Genomic DNA, 19,653 nt, shown 5'->3' on the forward strand with positions numbered 1-19,653 from the left:
TATTATTTATACCGTCTGACATCTATATTAATACCTCGACTCGATACTCCTATCTCGCATTCAAAATCAGCAACTTGTATATTACTACCTTGTATTTTTCGCCTTTCAGCTTGTGCTTTAAAACTAGCCACCTTTCACCACTAAATCAAAAATGCCGAGCATAGCTCGGCATTAATATTAATTTACTACGCGTTATTCGCGGATTTGGCCTTCGCCGTTCACTAAGTATTTTTCTGTCGTTAATGACTCTAAGCCCATAGGCCCATAAGCATGAAGTTTAGAAGTTGCAATACCAATTTCTGCACCTAAACCTAATTGCGAACCATCAGAAAAACGAGATGATGTATTGACCATTACAACTGACGCATCAACACTGCGTTGGAACAACTCGGCAGCTGCACTATTTTTAGTACAAATAACTTCTGTATGATTTGAACCAAATTGATCAATGTGTTCAACAGCAGCATCAAAACTTGGGACGATACGAATAGCAATTTCTAAGTCTAAGTACTCTTCACCAAATTCGTTATCAGCAAGCACAGTGGCATTATCAAAATACGTAGCTGCTTTTGCATCTGCATTAATTTTTACACCTTCTTGGCGAAGTACTACTGCGCACAGGTTTAAAAATTCATCTGCAACGTCTTGGTGAACCACTAACCCCTCTAACGCATTACATACGCCAGTTCGCTGGGTTTTACCATTAAGCAATAAATTGACTGCCACTTCTAAATCAGCATCTTTATCTACATATAAATGACATACACCTTTGTAATGCTGAATAACAGGAATTGTGCTGTTTTCTGTTACGAAGTTGATTAGACCCTCACCACCACGTGGAATAATTAAATCAATACTATCGCGTTGTTGCATCAATTCCATTAATAATGCACGGTCAGGGTCTGGTATCACAGAAATTAACGCTGTTGGTAAACCATGTTTAACCAATACGCTATGCATTACGCTCGCAATCGCTTGTGAACTTTTAAGCGCTTCTTTACCACCGCGCAAAATAACGCCATTGCCTGATTTGAAACACAATGCACCCGCGTCAGCGGTTACATTTGGACGTGCTTCATAAATCATACATACCACACCTAGTGGCACACGCATTTTACGAATTTTAATCCCATTTGGGCGCTCAGTAATATCACGTAACTGCCCAACAGGGTCATCAAGCGAAACGATTACTTCAATGCCTTCAGCTATGGCCTCAATGCGCTCATCATTGAGTGTTAAGCGATCTATCATTGACGCTGCTAAATTGTTGTCGCGAGCTGCGCTCAAATCGCTTTCGTTTTCTTTAATAATAAATTCTTTTTGTTCTCTTAATGCTGCTGCCATGTCAATTAGCACTTTATTTTTAGTCTCGGTATCGAGTAAAGCAAGTGTATGTGCCGCTTTTGCAGCTTGGCGTGATATATCCGTAATTAAACTCATGACTTCTCCAATAATGCGATGTCTTTTTCTGAAATAATTGGTCCAATTGAGTCCTGCATTTTTTCGCTGAACTCACTCTGCTCGTTATCTGCAATAAAGTTTAACAAGCAGCTACTGTAATTTGCCGTAGCCTTCGCTAAACGCGTACCATCTTCACTACGTACTAAGATAGTGTCACCCACGGCAAACTCACCATGAACCTCTTTTATCTCGTCGCCACGTAAACACCCGGTTTCTCCTTCCAATGACTCGTCAAATGAACCATCAACAACGACTTCACCTTGCTCATTTGCGGTGTGTGTCATCCAATGGATAGAGTCTTGCATTGGTTTTTCATAAGGCAAGAATACAGTTCCAGGATTCTCGCCTGCTAATAAACGGGTGAAGGTTTCTTCTTTAAAGCCATTAATAATATAAGTTGCAATACCATGTGATGTGGCTTTTTCCGCCGCTTCAATTTTGGTTTTCATACCACCTGTACCAACGGCACTGGTAGCGCACCCGGCCATGGCATAAATAGAATCATCGATTGATTTTATTTCAGGCAGTAATATTGCATCATCATGCAAATTTGGGTTTTTATCAAAAAGACCGTCAACATCTGAAAAAATCATTAACGCATCGGCATCAGCTGCAGCGGCAACCATCGCTGATAAGTTATCATTATCACCTACTTTTAAGTCTTCCGTTGTTACCGCGTCATTTTCATTAATGATAGGCAGTACTCCGTGTTCAAGTAATGTAAATACAGTTTCACGAATACTTTGGTAACGTTCACGGTCACGCAAGTCGGCATGCGTCAGTAGTAATTGCGCAGAAGGGAAGTCAAAGAAGCGATCCCACATGGCTATCATTTCGGTTTGTCCTGCTGCTGCCATCGCTTTTTTCATTACCACTGAGCGTGGTTTGTCTGATGGGAATAAATGTGAGCCTGCCGCCACAGACCCTGATGAAACTAAAATAACTTCAATACCACGCGATCGGCAATGAACAATAAACTGTGCGATGGTTAATATGTAACGTGAACGACAGCCATCTTGATCGGGTGCTATCAAGGCACTGCCCACTTTAAGTACGATACGTCGCCAATTTAACTTTTGCATAAATGCTCAACTTTCCATTTTATTTGTATTCATCACACAGATGAATGAAACTAAGTCGCTATGTTTAAAACACAGCGTCGAATTTATTTATCATTGCTCACACTTTTATCAGACACACGTTCACCACCTCTAAAACATTTAATTTAGATTAAGATGCAAAAAATAAATAGTATCAATCCAATAAAAAATTGAATCGAACTAACTAAAAGAATATAAAGTGTTGTTTATGTATCGCTGTAAAAAGCTGTGTGTGGCTTTTTTATTAACAACATACATAGAGCCTCTTAAGTCTGATACACCAACAGATAGGGTGATGACTTAAGGACCGAGATTTAACCGCCACGATGGGGATTAAATATTGAAAGGCAATAATTCAACTCAAACTTTAATTTATACGCTATTAGCAAATAAACACCTTGAGCAAAACTATACCAAAGAGTTCGGTAAATGATAATTTATGTTCGAGTAATATAAAACATCGATGAAACAATAACTAAGAAGGTTAAGATGTTTATTTTTAACACGTTTACTTTATTTAACAATAAACTTTTTTTAGATAACTAATTATTCGAACACGAAGTATAATACGCTAAAACAGCTGTTTAGATCAAGGCTAAAATTCAATCTAAGTGGGTCGCCATTGGTAAGGGAAGTATTTTTTATGATAAAAATCATAAAGTTAGACTACTATAAATAGTAATTATACAGATTATAAATTTGATAACATTTTAAAAACAGACGTTAACACTAAATATATTTATTAATTGAATTTAATTTACACCCATATACCCGCTGCATTACTGTGAGCTTACAGTTATACTTTTAAATACTATTAACATTAAGGAGTTTTCACTCTATGTCAGCAATTTTTATAGCCGGTATTGCACTATGTTCAGTGCTAGCCCAATGGATAGCTTGGGCATTCAGAGTACCCGCTATTCTGTTTTTGTTGCTTACAGGGCTTTTATTGGGGCCATTTAGTGGCGTTTTAGACCCTGATGCACTTTTAGGTGATTTACTTTTTCCTGTGGTGTCTTTAAGTGTCGCTGTGATTTTATTTGAAGGGTCATTAACGCTTCATTTTCGAGAACTCAAAGGAATAAGCAAAGTAGTGAGGAACCTATGCTCTATAGGTATGCTCATGACGTGTATTGTTATCAGTTTGAGCGCCTATTGGTTATTGGCGCTCAATTGGCGAGTGGCTGCTGTGCTAGGCGCCGTGCTTGTTGTAACTGGACCAACCGTTATTGCCCCGTTACTTAACTCAATGCGCCCAACTCAAGATATCGATCGCATATTACGTTGGGAAGGAATTGTAATAGACCCTATTGGTGCTTTATTCGCCGTGTTAGTGTTTGAAGCCGTTATGCTAGTAGGTCAAGGTGAAGTATTGAGCCATACTATAATTGCACTGGTTAAAACCGTTGGCGTAGGTCTAAGTATCGGTATTTTTTCAGGCTGGCTTACAACGCAATTGATACGCCGGCAGTGGCTGCCATTTGAACTGCATAAGTTTGGTATTTTAGCCTTAGTGTTAATTAGTTTTTCTATTTCAAACTACATTAGCCATGAGTCAGGTTTACTCGCTGTAACTGTGTTTGGTATTTGGTTGGCTAATCAAGATGACTTAGAAATAGACTCAGTACTTGAGTTTAAAGAAGATTTGTCGATGATTTTAATTTCAACCTTGTTTATTTTATTAGCGGCAAGGCTACAGCTTTCTGATTTAATGATGCTTGATAGCAAGGTATTTATATTTTTAGCCATTGTGTTGTTTATTGCGCGGCCATTGTGTATTGCCATATCCACATTTGGCACAGACTTACCGATGAAATCGCGTTTAGTGCTTGCTTGGATTGCCCCTCGCGGTATAGTTGCCGCAGCAGTAGGATCTGTATTTGCGCTAAGTATGATGGAAGCAGGAGTGGCCGATGCCGAAAAAATGGTGCCACTCATATTTACTGTCATTATTGTTACTGTGGTATTACAAAGTTTAACCGCTATTCCGCTTGCTAAGTTACTCGGGGTACGTCAACCCTCTCCAAACACTATTTTAATTATTGGCGCAAATCATGTATCCCGCGCCATAGCGCGTGGTTTAAAAGAGCAAAACATTCCCGTTTATCTATCAGATCCGGCATGGGAAAACTGTAAAATGGCGCGTATGGATGGCCTACCTTGCTATTATGGTAACCCACAGTCAGAACATGCCGAACGCTATTTACCTTTGACTACCATCCGCAGTGTTTTAGCGCTTTCACCTAATCGTCATCATAATGCACTAGGTGTACAATATTTTTCTCATTTATTAAATGAAAAAAATGTGTTTTCACTGCGCTCATCCTCTTTTCACGCTAAAGCAAATAAAGACAGCGCCACTTTTTTATCAAGACAAATTCTATTTGGTGAAAACGGAGCCTACGCCCGCTTAAGCAGTTTAATTGCCAAAGGCGGCAAAGTAAGTTCAACGCGAATATCAGAAGAGTTTAGCTGGCAACAGTATCTAGAAATGAATTCTGAAGCCATCCCGCTGTTTATTCTCAAAGGAGATAAAGACAGTGATGAAGATGCGCCTATTAAAATTAGACCTTTTACCAGTGATATGGAAAAGCCACCCCAAGAAGGTGAGCGCGTAATTGCATTACAACCCCCTAAAATATCGCTATTAAAAGATCCAGCCAATAGTAAAGCTAAAGACAATAAAAAAGACGAGCAATAACTGGGTCGGTTTACCTTTCAAGATTAAATTTGCAAAGGTAAACAGACCCTATCGAGTAGGGTGAGGCTTTTGCCTCATCCCTCTCACAGAACCGTACGTACGGACCTCGTATACGGCTCCTGTATTCTTCTATCCCTTCGGCTTATTTACTAAACGCCGATTGAGCAAGCCATCCTGTACTTACTTTTTCCATTGAATATAAACCTAGCTCTTCAAACCATTGGTTTGGCATTGCTACACTCGATAATGGACTTAGGGAGTTTCGCCATGAGTTCATTTTTATAAACTTACATGGCGGCTTTTTCCCTAATTGTTTTAGTCGTTTATGCAATCTCGCTGGATTTTTCCACAACCTTAACTGAATGGCCCTTAATCGGCGTCTTAACCACCCCGCCAGCTGAGTTAATGCTCGTTTACAATTGGCTATACTGAAATAATTTACAAAACCACGCACCACTGGGTTTAGTCTTTTTATTATTTCAACTAAGTTCATGCCGCTATTTCGTTTTGTTAATCGTTTAACTTTTTGTTTGAAGCCTTTGAGTTTTGACCTTTGGATCCATGTCCAATTACATCCTATCTCCACTCCCAAAAATTTTACCCCTTCACTGCTATGCGCTATATGGGTTTTCTTTTGGTTGACTGTTAACTTCAAGTCTTTCTCCAGTATCTGAGTTGCTACAGTGAGTGCATGTTTCGCTGCTTTTTCTTTGCAGCATAAGATCAAAATGTCGTCGGCGTACCTCACTATTCTGTGATTTCGCTTTTTCATTTCTTGATCGAACGCATCTAGGTAGATATTCGCCAACAATGGACTAATAACCCCCTCCTTGTGGACTCCCTACCTCACTCGCTTCCCAGTGATTGCCTATCATTACCCCACTTTTTAAAAACTGATTGAGCAGCTTTAAAATGCTACCGTCTGTCACTTTACGTTTGACGCTGCTAATAATTAAATCGTGATCTAACAGGTCAAAGCACTTCGACAGATCCATATCAACCGCCCACTCACGCTGATATTTACGAATAAATACCGTGGCTTTGCTGATGGCATCATGGCAGCTTCGTTTCGGCCTGTACCCATAACTTGATGGGTGAAAGTCGATGTCGAAGATCGGTTGGAGAATGTTCAATAGCGCTTGTTGTACTATGCGATCGCGAACTGTTGGAATGCCCAGCAATCTCACGCCGCCATCGTCTTTCGGTATTTCTATCCGTTTGACCGGCTGCGCGCGATACTGCTTGCTCTGCAGTTCACGTTGCAGTTGTTTCAAGTTTTCTTCTAAATTCAAGGCGAACGCGGCTATGGACTGCCCATCACTTTCTTCAATAAAAAGGGGCAGCTCCTTTTGCTGTTTTCACTTTTTTGAATCCCTTGTACAGGTTATTAATATCTAATAATTGCCCATACAAGCTGTAGTAAACTGTCATCAATTGCCTTTGCTTGCGGTATGTCTGTCGTTTCACATTGATGTATAGTGGTGTCCTTCATGATGACATTAGGTGTGCTAGCCCAGTGGCAATCTGCCTAAGTGGTCAATCATTACTCCCGTGCTCGGCCTTTAATTCTCAGCGTCCACATTCCTGCTTAGCCGTCATCTCTTGCCTATTTCCGTCGAAATACATGTGAACCTATACGTCGATATTCCTGATTTTCATACTCTTAAAGAATACTTCCCCCCTTCGCAATCAATTAAAACTTTTGATTTAAATTGACCCTATCAGACACACTGCTGATAGTCGGCTTGGTTTTGCCCTCCACACCATTACTGGCTTTCATCGGCCTAGCCTTACTCACTACTACGGGTTCATCTGCCACCTCACACCGACGTTAAACCTTGGGTTTCCCCTTGAGTTTAGGCCACTTATTTACACTAAGTTTAGATGCCAGGCTTCCCCAGTTACTGTGCTGGCTCCCTGTTAACAATCCCACCCTCAAGCACAGTATAGGTCTGACTGAGTATCGGGCTTTGCGCTATTTTGCACGCTTACCCACCTACACTGCCGAAACAGGTTCACTTGCGTTGTGTACTGTTAACTTCCTATCGCTTCCTTCAGACCCTGCCGTTGGCCAGCAACGCCCTTACGATTCGGATTATCTTCCCCTCAGTCGGGGTGATTCAGATTTCTTTCAACCTGACGGGTTTGCCAGCTTCGCTGGGCAAACAAAAAGCGAGAGTGCAGCAAAAAGCGCTCTCGCCTTTTATTTACATAGGTAAGCGCGCGCGGGTAACCACACTGGCTGGCATTTTTTCAGCAAGCTTAGCTAATGCGTACTCTATTTTTTTATGTGTCGCTTTATCGGCTACCGTCGAATTAAACAACCAACGATAAGCATCTTCAAAATCTCTAGGGCTGCCATAGCCTTGATTAAACAAACCAACTAACCTCAGCTGCGCTTTTAAATTACCTTGCGCTGATGCTTCACGTAAGTAGGTTATTGCCATGGTTTTGTCTTGTTGGACTAATTGCCCTACATCGTAGTAACGACCTAGCTGCTCTAATGCAGCCGCTAAGCCCTGCTCAGCCGCTTTTTTCATGTAATACACACCTAGAGCCACATCACGGTCAACGCATACCTTATAAGCGAGCATATCACCATATAAAAATTGATAGGATGGCAATGCCATTTTATTGGCTCGCGCTTCAATATCTTGCACTAACTGGCAATTATCTGCCTTTACACGGGCTAAATGGGTATTTTCATTAATTAAAGCTATTAACTCAGATTCCGTATACAACGGCACCGCTGCGGGACTTTCTTCGGCTAAGCTATTGCTTATATTAAATAAAGAAAATACAAACATTGACAATGAGCAAACTAAACAATGAGAAGATAAATGCATATTAACCACTTTAAAAATAAACTTACCAAATAATATACAAAGATTGTTCCACTATTAACAGCGACACTTTTTTATGAGCATAAAAAAAGCTGCACTTGGCAGCTTTTTTCAATATATAGCCAATTATGCAAATGGGCTACGCAGTATCATGGTTTCAACTCGATCTGGACCGGTAGAAATAATATCTATAGGCACGCCAGTAATTTCTTCGATACGTTTAATGTAATCAATTGCAGCCTTAGGTAAACCCTCAAGCGATGTTACACCTACTGTATTTTCAGACCAGCCAGGCATCTCTTCATATACGGGAGTTACTTTTTCGTAACCCTCGGCAGCTAATGGCGTGACGTTGGTCATAGTGCCATCTTCAAGTTTGTAGCCCGTACAGATTTTAAGTGTTTCTAAACCGTCTAAAACGTCAAGTTTAGTTAAACAAAACCCTGAAATGCTATTGATTTGGACTGCACGACGCATTGCCACTGCATCTAACCAACCAGTACGACGCAGGCGACCCGTAGTCGCACCAAACTCATGACCTTTTTCACCTAAATGCTTACCTACTGGATCTTGTTTTTCAAGGCCGTCGTATAGCTCTGTAGGGAAAGGACCTGAACCTACACGTGTTGTGTACGCTTTAATGATACCTAGTACATAATCAAGGTGTAATGGACCAAAGCCCGCACCGGTAGCAACACCACCAGCGGTAGTGTTTGAAGAGGTTACATAAGGATACGTACCATGATCAATATCAAGCAGTGTGCCTTGTGCACCTTCAAACAATATGTTGTCGCCAGTTTTACGCGTTTGATCTAAAAGCTCAGTTACATCAACCACCATGGCTTTTAAAATATCAGCAACAGCCATTGCATCATCAAACGTTTTTTGAAAATCTACTGCATCTACTTTGTAGTAGTTCACTAATGTGAAGTTGTGGTATTCCAGTACGTCTTTTAACTTGGCAGCAAACAATTCAGGATTGAATAAATCGCCAACACGTAAACCACGACGTGCTACTTTATCTTCATACGCAGGACCAATACCACGACCCGTTGTACCGATTGGTTTATCGCCACGCGCAGTTTCGCGCGCTACATCTAATGCAACATGGAAAGGTAGAATTAGCGGACATGCTTCACTGATTAAAAGGCGCTCGCGTACAGGTACACCGCGCTCTTCAAGCATGCCAATTTCTTTCATTAGCGCTTCTGGTGATAAAACAACACCATTACCAATCACACATTTAACATTGTCACGTAATACACCCGATGGAATAAGGTGTAGAACTGTCTTTTCACCGTCGATCACTAAGGTATGGCCAGCGTTATGACCACCTTGATAACGAACTACTAAAGATGCTTTATCTGTAAGGAGGTCAACTACCTTACCCTTACCTTCGTCACCCCATTGGGTGCCTAGTACAACAACGTTTTTACCCATTGCAAATTCACTTAGAGAAAATTAGGACGAGATTTTACCAGAAAACTAAAGCAAAGTTCACCCCGTTTAGCTTATTTTTTCCTCGCGCACGTAGTCAACATCAATGTTTGGCTAATAATCACATAAATAACAATAATTTATAGGCTTAAAATGCAGATAACAAAAAGCCCTGCACTTGCAGGGCTTTTCAAAATTTAGCAAAGCAGTGTTTACTGTACTTTAGCGCCTTTCATATATTGGAAGAAGTCGCTATCGGGTGATAACACCATAACGTCTTGCTTGCCTTTAAAAGTTTGTTTATACGCTTCTAAAGATCGGACAAAGCTAAAGAACTCAGGATCTTTATTGTAAGCATTTGCATAAATACCAGCTGCATCAGCATCACCTTGACCACGCACGGTAAGAGCATTACGCTCTGCATCAGCAAGCATAACCGTTACCCGACGATCAACATTGGCACGGATTATTTCCGCTTGCTCTCTACCCTCAGATCGGTGCTCTTTAGCAACAGCTGCTCGCTCAGCACGCATGCGTTGATAAATAGAGCTACTTACCTCATCGGGTAAATTAATTTGCTTAACGCGCACATCAAGTACTTCAATCCCTAATTCGCCAGCACTTTCCGAAGCTTGCACTAACGCCTCTTCCATCAGCTCACTACGTTCGCCAGACACAATCTCGCGAATAGTACGGGTACCAAAGTTAGTACGTAAACCATTATTTACTTTTTGTTTAAGTAAGGTTTCAGCGTATTGTTTATCGCCACGAGCACGCAAGTAAAAAGTGCTAAAGTCGACTACTCGCCATTTCACATACGAGTCAACGATTAAGTCTTTTTTCTCGCTAGTTACAAAGCGATCCGGTGCACCATCAAGGGTTTGAATACGTGCATCTATAATTTTTACTTGGCTAAAAAACGGTACTTTAAAATTTAAGCCAGGCTCATAAACAACCGCTTCATCATTGCTGTCTTTTTGTACTTTGCTAAACAACAGTACAATTGCCCTTTCCCCTTCAGACACTACAAATACTGATGAGAATGACATAACAATAGCAACCAATAAGACGACTAAACTAAAGTTTTTCATTGTGCTTATCTCCCATCATTAAAGCGGTCGTTGTTAAAGCGGTCACCGCCACTGTTTACACTACTGTTTTGCGACGTATCTACTTTATTACGTAAATCATTAATGTCGCTTGAACTTGGTAGTGCTACGCGTGTTGCTGAACCCTGCTTTTCCATTATTTTGTCAAGCGGTAGGTACATCATATTATTACCCCCTTTAACATCAACTATCACTTTTGAACTGTTACTAAGCACTTCTTGCATAGTATCAATATATAAGCGTTCACGTGTTACTTGCTTCGCCGCTTGATATTCCGGTAAAAGCTTTTCAAAACGAGCCACTTCACCTTGTGCTTCAAGCGTTATACGCTCTTGATAACCTATAGCTTCTTGAGTCATGCGGGTAACTTGACCGCGCGCGCGCGGCTCAATTTCACGTGCATACGCTTCAGCCTCTCGGATAAAACGTTGTTCATCTTCTTGAGCAGCAATCGCATCATCAAACGCATCTTTAACCTGAGCAGGAGGGCGAGAGTCTTTAAAGTTAACATCAGTTACAATTAAACCTAAGCTGTATGGTTCAATGATTTTACTAAGCTCATCCCACGTATTTTGGCGAACAACTTCTCTTCCGTCAGTTAAAACTTGATCCATCTTAGAGTGACCGACAACATAGCGAAGCGCACTATCTAATGCCTCAGCTAAACTACTATCAGCATTTGTAACACTATACTTATAGGTAAATGGGTCTATCACACGATATTGAACTTCAAATTCAACGCTTACCAGGTTTTCATCCTCGGTAAGCATAAAACCAGATGTAGATAACGAACGAACTGCTTCAATGTTTATTGGCACAACCTTTTCGATAAATGTCATTTTCCAGCGTAAACCTGGTTCTGCAATGCGATCGTACTGACCAAACTGCAACACAATTCCTCGTTCAGATTCTTTAACGGTGTAAATACCACTTAATGCCCACACGATAATGGCAATAACAAGTATGAATGAAATACCAGCTCCACCAAGCCCGCCGCCACTATTGCCGGATTTTTTACCGCCAAATAGCCCGTTGAACTTGTTACTGAATTTACGGAACACCTCGTCTAAATCTGGTGGGCCCTGATCTCGTCCGCCTTTTTTATTCCACGGATCTTTATCATTGCCATTATTACCCGGTTCATTCCAGGCCATAGCTATACTCCATTGTTATCTAAATAAATTAGGAAATTGTGTTAAATCTAACAAATCTTCCGCATTTCTTATACTAAAACCGACATTAATCTTTTATTTTTTTAGTCACTGTTGATAAAACCATCAATTTCAGGACCAAAATCTTTAAGCAATCGGTTCCACTCAATCACAGGTAAGCGCACATCTAGCAGCCAATTACCTTGCTCATCAAAACGCTCATTCTGAACTGCGTTCAAATTAAATAAAGATGCTCTTAAACGTCCATACTTTTGCGTAAGTAATAGAGTTTCGTTAAGCATTTTTTTTGCCAACAGTTCACTTATTGCTTTACTGAGTAATTCACAGCCTTCACCGGTTTTTGCTGACAACCATACTCTTATAGGCTGGCCTTGGTCATCACGATCAATACGAGGGCTCACATCATCCATGGCATCGATTTTATTATAAACTAATAATTGTGGAACCTCATCGGCTTCAATTTCTTTAAGTACAGCTTGTACTTGCTCGATATTTTCTTTGCGACGAGCATCAGCTGCATCAATCACATGTAGTTGTAAATCAGCCTCTCGCGTTTCGGTTAGGGTTGCTTTAAATGCAGCCACTAAATCGTGGGGTAAATGACGAATAAACCCTACTGTGTCCGCTAAAATCACCGAACCTACATCACCAATATCTAACTTACGCAGTGTGGGGTCGAGTGTTGCAAATAACTGATCGGCTGCATATACATCTGAGTGGGTAATATAATTAAATAACGTTGATTTACCCGCATTAGTATAACCTACCAACGACACTGTTGGTATTTCGTTACGAGTACGAGCGCGTCGTCCTTGCTCTCGCTGTACAGCCACTTTAGCAAGCCGTGCACGAATATTTTTTATACGTGCTCGTAATAAGCGCCGATCGGTTTCCAACTGTGTTTCACCCGGACCACGCAAACCAATACCGCCTTTTTGACGTTCAAGGTGAGTCCATCCGCGGATTAAACGCGTTGACATGTGACGAAGTTGCGCCAACTCAACCTGAAGTTTACCTTCATGAGTACGCGCTCGCTGAGCAAAAATATCAAGAATAAGTGTAGTTCTGTCAAGTACACGACATTGGCAAACACGCTCTAAATTGCGTTCTTGAGACGGACTTAACTGATGGTTAAAAATGACAACATCGGCGTTGTGGATTTTGACGATTTCAGCTATTTCTTCTGCTTTGCCAGTACCGACAAATAATTTCGGATGTGGTGCTTGACGGCTGCCTTGCACAACCGCCAAACTACTAACACCAGCAGAAGATACCAACATTTCTAATTCGTGAAGATCTTCGCGATCCCCCTCTTTAGGCAAGTCAATATGAACTAAGATCGCCTGTTCGCCAGATTTATAGCGGTCAAACAAGCATTACGCTCCTAATTTAAGAATTTCCGACTTCAGGTTCTTCAGTGTCTTCACTTCCCAGAACACCTTGGAAGTTGACTGCGCGTGCAGGTACAACTGTTGAAATTGCGTGTTTATACACCATTTGATTTACAGTGTTTTCCAGTAAAATTACAAATTGGTCAAATGACTGAATTTTACCTTGTAATTTTATGCCATTTACCAAAAAGATTGATACTGGAATACGCTCACGGCGCAGTGCATTTAAAAATGGGTCTTGTAACGATTGGCCTTTTGCCATGTTATTATTCCTTCGTTCTAGGTGTTATTATAATTAAGTGATTGAACTGATTTAACAAAGCTAAATTTTGTCCAACTACTACTAGCTTAGCGAACTTACTACACGATGCAAGTTTTCTTCATCACCGGTTGTTAACCATGTAACATCTGGCCAACTTCTTAACCATGTTAATTGACGCTTGGCCAACTGACGAGTGGCAGCTATACCGCGAAAAACCATTTCATCATGATCGATTTCACCCGCAAGGTAATCCCACATCTGTCTATAACCTACACAACGAATAGAAGGCATATTGGGATGTAAATCCTCACGTAGATATAGGGCCGAAACTTCATTTTCAAACCCCTGATCAATCATTATTTTAAACCTTTTTTCAATTCGATCATGTAGTTCACTACGATCATCTGGTGCAATAGCAAATTGATAAAAAGTATAAGATAAAGGTGGCTGCTTTTGCTTTTGCAACTCAGTCATTGTCTTACCTGTTATACGAAAGACTTCTAAAGCGCGATTAATTCTTTGTGAGTCATTTTCACTCATTTTTTGCGCAGCTTGTGGATCTATTGCTAGTAGCTCTTGATACAAATGCGGCCAGCCATGCTGATTTGCCTGCATTTCAAGCTCGGCTCTTATCTGCTCATCAGCCTCAGGTAAAGGAGATAATCCATCAATTAAGGCTTTAAAGTACATCATTGTACCTCCAACAAGTACAGGCACTTTACCTTGTTGATGAAATTTATCAATTTTTTCTATTGCATCGCGTCTAAAATCAGCCACTGAATAACTTTCGCTTGGATCCAGTAAATCAATTAGGTGATGCGGAGCGCGTGCTAATTCATCAGAATTAGGTTTAGCGGTGCCAATATCCATACCTTTGTAGATCAGTGCCGAATCAACACTAATAATTTCTGTATTTAAGTGTTCACACAATGACATTGCTAATGCTGTTTTACCAGCAGCAGTGGGGCCCATTAAAAATATGACCGGTAAATTACTCAACACGAATACCTTAATTAAATTGCGCTAAATAAGACGTTAAGTCTATTTTAACTGCTTTTTGCCGTAAACGTTCAATTGTTTGCACATTATTTTGTAAGCGCGTTTGCTGCTCTAAAAAAGCATTGCTTGCATAAAACCGTGTAGGGGTTGCATTTGCCTGCCATGCGAGCCACTGTTCAACATTTTCAAATTGAGACTGACACCCATCAAGTAATGCATCTACTGCAATACTAACATCGAGTAAATACAAACAAATAGGCAGTTTTTTTACCATAACGAATTGTTTTTCTATTAATAACTCAAAACCAAGTAACGTAAACCAAGACTGTTGAGATACAAGTAGCTCAGTGTCTTGTTTTGATAGATTAACACGTACTGGCAGTAAAAGTGCTTTGCCTTCAAGGCTGCCGTGCTCTTTAATTTGTGTAAGCCAATCATCAGTAAGCGCATATTTAAAATGTGAGCAATAAAGTTGGTTTTCATCGTTAAATACACAAGCGCCCTGTTCAATACTAATTATATCGACAGTGTTAAATGCGGTATCTGATACTTGCGTCTTATTAGATTGCACAATTGTGGCCGCATTATCAAAGTGCTGTGCTTGTTGCTCGCTCACGCCTTGATAAAACGCATTTACATCATGATAATTTTGACTTTCAGCACGCGACTGATTGCTCGCGCCCTGACGACTGCCACCATAAGAGGAACCACTCTTCGATGATGTATGATTAGATTGTAATGACGACTTGGGGTAATCGAACAGTTCACTACTGGCAGTATTTTGTGAGTTAAATGGTGCCAAGGATGAGTCATTGGTTTGCACTACTGGCGAATGTGCACATTCAGTTTGAAGCGGCACCACAACTTGTTTAATGGCTTGTAAAATAAAGTCATGCACTAAGCGCCCTTGATGAAAGCGCACTTCATGCTTAGCGGGATGCACGTTAACATCCACTTGGCGTGGGTCTATATCAATGTAAATCACAAACCCAGGGAGCTCTTGCTCACCACTGACTTCTTCAAACGCTTGGCGAATGGCATGCAAAATAAGCTTGTCGCGCATCATGCGATTATTAACATAGGTATATTGAGTGGTATTAGCCGAGCCGACAGGCAGTACCCAGCCATGTAGCTGCAGCCCGCCTTCACCCGATTGGATATGTAACCCTTGCTCTGCAAATGCCTTGCCCGCGACTTGTGCTACGCGGTTAATTGCTTGAGCTGGGTCTGTTTTAGCGCGATATTGCCTGACTACTTTCTCATTGTGAGTGAGCGTAATAGATACATCAAACCGGCTCAGCGCTATGCGTTTAATTAGCTCATCAATATGGCTAAATTCCGTTTTTTCGGTACGTAAGAACTTACGCCGTGCTGGGGTATTAAAAAATAAGTCTTTTACTTCGATAGTAGTACCGACAGGGTGAGCTACAGGCTTCACCTCAACCGCCATATCGCGGCCTTGTGCAAAAGCCTGCCATGCAGTTTCTTGTTTTTCGGGCTTAGAGCTCAAAGTTAAACGCGAAACGGAGCTAATTGAGGCTAAAGCTTCACCTCGAAAACCAAGAGAGCAAATATTTTCTAAATCATCGAGTGACTTTAATTTACTGGTTGCATGACGAGAGAGCGCTAAAGTAAGCTCCTCTTTTGCAATACCCACCCCATTATCCCGAATACGAATAAGCTTATGACCGCCACGCTCAATGTCAATTTGAATTCGCGTTGCACCTGCATCAAGGCTATTTTCGACTAACTCTTTAACCACCGAAGCAGGACGTTCGACAACCTCACCCGCCGCAATTTGGTTTGCTAAGCGCGCAGGTAATATTTCAATACTCATAAAAACCTTAAATGTTATGCGCTTGTAAATTAGCTTTGTGGAATATCAAGTTCCTGACCAATGAATAAAGTATCTGAACTGAGTTTATTAACTTGCTTTATTTGATGAATGCTAACGCGATATCGCCCAGCTAACATACTTAATGATTCACCGGGTCGAACCTTATGTTTTGTGGGGTATTGTGACTTTAATTTAGCAAACAATGAATCATCGGGCGGGTTACGCAAATAATAGTTTTTAATAGAAGTAAACATCGCCTTAGCGAGACGCTCTTGGTGGTTAGCACTTTTGAGTAACCGCTCTTCATTTGGGTTAGATATAAACCCAGTTTCAACCAAAATAGACGGAATATCTGGCGATTTAAGCACGGCTAAGCTTGCATGTTGAGGTGCTTTTTTATGCATTTTGGCTACTTTTTTTAATTCTTTTATTACCTCGTCAGCAACACTTAGCCCTGTTTTCATAGAATGATCCATAGACATATCAAGCAGTGCTTGCGCTAGATACTTTTCGTTAGCCGTGTCTTTAATTACATCCGCAGCCCCGCCTAGTAGCTCAGAGTGCTTTTCTTTATCCTCCATCCACTTACCAATCTCTGAATTAGCGCGTCGCAGCGATAAAACCCACACCGAGGCACCATTAGGTCCGGGACTAGTAAAAGCATCAGCATGAATAGAAACATAAAAATCGGCTTTTTTCTCACGCGCTCGATTTGTTCGCGTATTAAGCTTAACGAAATAATCACCACTGCGAACCATGCGCGAAATCATGCCACGTTCCGCATCAATCATTCGCTCTAAACGTTTAGCTATTTGTAATGTAATATCTTTTTCATAAGTACCCGAAGGACCAATTGAACCCGGATCTTCGCCACCATGCCCTGCATCGATTGCAATTATGATGTCGCGTTCTTGGCTTAATCGACGTTTTTTAGCTGCCGTCTGTGCGGGGGTTACTGTATCGCTTGCCTGGCTTTTATCGTATATATCAACCACTAATCTGTTTTTATAAGGGCCTGTGGGGGCAAGTGCAAATATAACCGGTTTTGTTGGACCACTTAATTCAAACACTAAGCGAACACTGTCTTTATTTTTAGGCTTAGAGTAACGTAATTTACTCACAATTTGATGCTTAGCTGGCACCTTTGGCAATATTTTTAGTTTATCGGTGTTTTCTAAATCCACGACTAAGCGACTTGGATTTTTTAACATAAAATAACTAAAGTCAGGCTTATCATCTAAATCAAATACCACCCGTGTACTATCAGGTGATGGCCATACCCGCACGCTATTAATCGTGTTTTGCGCCCACAATGGCAAACTCACTGTTAACACCATGAGGTAAATAAAGAGCTTAACTAAACCACTAGTCATTTTGATAATTACTGCCTTAACTATTTGATTATATACTTTAGTTTTTCAACAATTGCGGCACCACGCTTACTGGCACTGTTAATTACAATGTGACGCTCATCACCGACATAACTTAGCGTAATATTTAAATCAGGAACAGGAATAAATTCTCCACCTTTTTCTGGCCATTCGACGATACATGTTGCATCCGTTGAAAAATAATCACGAATACCCATAAATTCAAGTTCTTCAGGGTCACCTAATCGGTATAAGTCAAAATGATAAACATTACCGCGCGCAAGCTCATAAGGCTCCACTAATGTATATGTTGGACTTTTAACCTTACCTGTATGACCAAAGCCTTGCACTATACCGCGAGTAAATGTCGTTTTACCGGCCCCTAAATCACCGTGCAAATAAATAACTGCCCCTTGCTCTATTATGGCAGCTAATTTATTACCCATAGTAACAGTGGCAATTTCATCAACTAAATGAAAATCAAAACTACACGACATGATTACCTCAAAATTTTACGAAAAGCGCATATTTGTTAATCATACCAGATTATTTATTTAAGGTGATACCGCCTCGTTTTTAAAGATAAAAAAACCGGCCTAAGCCGGTTCGGTTTTTAATCACTAAAAAATTATAACCCTAATTTCTTCTCGAGGTAGTGGATATTAGTCCCCCCGTTTTTGAAATTTTCATCTGCAAGAATACGCTTATGCAGTGAAGTATTGGTTTTAATCCCGTCGATTACCAGTTCGTTAAGTGCATTACGGGCGCGGGCAATCGCCACATCACGGTTTTCACCATACGTTATCAGCTTGCCAATCATTGAATCGTAATACGGAGGAACTGTGTAGTCAGCGTAAATATGACTATCCCAACGAATACCTAACCCACCTGCTGGATGAAAACGGGTAATTTTACCAGGCGATGGAATAAAGGTTTCTGGATCTTCAGCATTAATACGACACTCAATAGCATGGCCACGAATAACAACATCGTCTTGCGTAAATGATAAAGGCTGACCAGCAGCAATTTTTAGCTGCTCTTTAATTAAATCAACACCGGTAACCATTTCAGTCACTGGGTGCTCAACCTGAATGCGGGTGTTCATTTCGATGAAGTAAAACTCACCGTTTTCGTATAAAAACTCAAACGTACCCGCACCACGATAACCAATTTCAATACATGCACGCGTACAACGCTCACCAATAAACTTACGCACTTCTGCAGTAATACCCGGTGCTGGCGCTTCTTCCACTACTTTTTGATGGCGACGTTGCATTGAACAATCACGCTCGCCTAAGTGAACTGCATTACCTTGACCATCAGCCAATACTTGCACTTCAATATGGCGTGGATTTTCAAGGAATTTTTCCATGTAAACCATGCTGTTGCCAAAAAACTGTTTAGCTTCTTGTTGCGTCAGCGCAATTGAATCGATTAACTCTGATTCATTACGAACAACACGCATACCACGACCACCACCGCCACCAGCTGCTTTTATGATCACTGGGTAACCAATGCGCTTGGCAATTTGCATATTGCGTTCTTTATCATCCGATACTGGACCATCAGAACCAGGTACACACGGTACACCGGCTTTACGCATTGCTTCGATTGCCGATACTTTATCGCCCATAAGACGAATTGTATCGCCACGAGGACCAATAAATACAAAACCACTTTGCTCAACTTGATCGGCAAAGTCTGCATTTTCTGCAAGAAAACCATATCCTGGGTGAATAGCAACCGCATCAGTAATTTCAGCGGCAGCAATAATACGAGGAATGTCTAAGTAACTATCAGTTGCCGCAGGTTTACCAATACAAATGGTTTCATCTGCTAGCAATACATGCTTAAGATCGCGATCAGCCGTTGAATGTACAGCAACTGTTTTGATCCCAAGCTCTTTGCAGGCGCGCAATATACGAAGTGCAATTTCACCTCGGTTTGCAATGACTACTTTATCTAACATAA

Annotated in this window: 16 protein-coding genes; 1 reads left to right on the plus strand and 15 read right to left on the minus strand. The window is 40.9% G+C overall.

The genetic code is table 11. From position 1 onward, the window contains the following. Positions 1–192 precede the first annotated feature (192 nt). Positions 193–1,440 (minus strand): glutamate-5-semialdehyde dehydrogenase, encoded by a 1,248-nt coding sequence (locus AC6H44_RS13680; RefSeq protein WP_500736157.1) that lies wholly within the window; start codon positions 1,438–1,440, stop codon positions 193–195. After that, entirely contained in the window at positions 1,437–2,543 is a 1,107-nt protein-coding gene (gene proB, locus AC6H44_RS13685; protein WP_500736158.1) for a glutamate 5-kinase, read from the minus strand. The genes AC6H44_RS13680 and proB overlap by 4 nt, the downstream gene beginning before the upstream one ends. Before the next feature lie 856 nt (positions 2,544–3,399). Here proB and AC6H44_RS13690 point away from each other — a divergent pair. After that, positions 3,400–5,262, plus strand: coding sequence for a cation:proton antiporter (locus AC6H44_RS13690; RefSeq protein ID WP_500736160.1), 1,863 nt, complete (start codon positions 3,400–3,402; stop codon positions 5,260–5,262). Positions 5,263–5,404: 142 nt separating this feature from the next. Here AC6H44_RS13690 and AC6H44_RS13695 read toward each other — a convergent pair whose 3' ends face one another. The 13 genes from AC6H44_RS13695 to accC form a co-directional block, all read right to left on the minus strand. Continuing rightward, positions 5,405–6,073 carry a group II intron maturase-specific domain-containing protein gene (locus AC6H44_RS13695; protein WP_500736161.1) on the minus strand — a complete coding sequence of 223 codons (669 nt, stop codon included), beginning with the start codon at positions 6,071–6,073 and terminating at the stop codon, positions 5,405–5,407. 4 nt (positions 6,074–6,077) lie between these two features. Then, entirely contained in the window at positions 6,078–6,554 is a 477-nt protein-coding gene (locus AC6H44_RS13700; RefSeq protein ID WP_500736163.1) for a reverse transcriptase domain-containing protein, read from the minus strand. 915 nt (positions 6,555–7,469) lie between these two features. Continuing rightward, positions 7,470–8,108 carry a tetratricopeptide repeat protein gene (locus tag AC6H44_RS13705; protein ID WP_500736165.1) on the minus strand — a complete coding sequence of 213 codons (639 nt, stop codon included), beginning with the start codon at positions 8,106–8,108 and terminating at the stop codon, positions 7,470–7,472. 123 nt (positions 8,109–8,231) lie between these two features. Further along, positions 8,232–9,545, minus strand: coding sequence for an adenylosuccinate synthase (locus AC6H44_RS13710; protein ID WP_500736166.1), 1,314 nt, complete (start codon positions 9,543–9,545; stop codon positions 8,232–8,234). Between the two features lie 209 nt (positions 9,546–9,754). Then, positions 9,755–10,633, minus strand: a complete 879-nt coding sequence (hflC, locus tag AC6H44_RS13715; protein WP_500736167.1) for a protease modulator HflC — start codon at positions 10,631–10,633, stop codon at positions 9,755–9,757. A gap of 5 nt (positions 10,634–10,638) precedes the next feature. Next, positions 10,639–11,805, minus strand: coding sequence for an FtsH protease activity modulator HflK (gene hflK, locus AC6H44_RS13720; protein ID WP_500736169.1), 1,167 nt, complete (start codon positions 11,803–11,805; stop codon positions 10,639–10,641). Positions 11,806–11,906: 101 nt separating this feature from the next. Continuing rightward, positions 11,907–13,196 carry a ribosome rescue GTPase HflX gene (gene hflX / locus AC6H44_RS13725; RefSeq protein WP_500736171.1) on the minus strand — a complete coding sequence of 430 codons (1,290 nt, stop codon included), beginning with the start codon at positions 13,194–13,196 and terminating at the stop codon, positions 11,907–11,909. A gap of 16 nt (positions 13,197–13,212) precedes the next feature. Continuing rightward, positions 13,213–13,476, minus strand: coding sequence for an RNA chaperone Hfq (gene hfq, locus AC6H44_RS13730; RefSeq protein WP_500736172.1), 264 nt, complete (start codon positions 13,474–13,476; stop codon positions 13,213–13,215). Positions 13,477–13,557: 81 nt separating this feature from the next. After that, positions 13,558–14,475 carry a tRNA (adenosine(37)-N6)-dimethylallyltransferase MiaA gene (gene miaA, locus AC6H44_RS13735; RefSeq protein ID WP_500736173.1) on the minus strand — a complete coding sequence of 306 codons (918 nt, stop codon included), beginning with the start codon at positions 14,473–14,475 and terminating at the stop codon, positions 13,558–13,560. Positions 14,476–14,485: 10 nt separating this feature from the next. Next, a complete protein-coding gene (gene mutL, locus AC6H44_RS13740) occupies positions 14,486–16,312 on the minus strand; it encodes a DNA mismatch repair endonuclease MutL (protein ID WP_500736174.1) in 1,827 nt (608 codons plus the stop codon). A gap of 29 nt (positions 16,313–16,341) precedes the next feature. Then, entirely contained in the window at positions 16,342–17,685 is a 1,344-nt protein-coding gene (locus AC6H44_RS13745; protein WP_500736175.1) for an N-acetylmuramoyl-L-alanine amidase, read from the minus strand. 20 nt (positions 17,686–17,705) lie between these two features. Continuing rightward, complete coding sequence (gene tsaE / locus AC6H44_RS13750) at positions 17,706–18,179, minus strand: tRNA (adenosine(37)-N6)-threonylcarbamoyltransferase complex ATPase subunit type 1 TsaE (protein ID WP_500736176.1); 474 nt, start codon at positions 18,177–18,179, stop codon at positions 17,706–17,708. A 131-nt stretch (positions 18,180–18,310) separates the two neighbouring features. Further along, complete coding sequence (gene accC / locus AC6H44_RS13755) at positions 18,311–19,651, minus strand: acetyl-CoA carboxylase biotin carboxylase subunit (RefSeq protein ID WP_500736177.1); 1,341 nt, start codon at positions 19,649–19,651, stop codon at positions 18,311–18,313. Positions 19,652–19,653 lie beyond the last annotated feature (2 nt).

The organism is Pseudoalteromonas sp. TAP-3C (assembly GCF_059888565.1).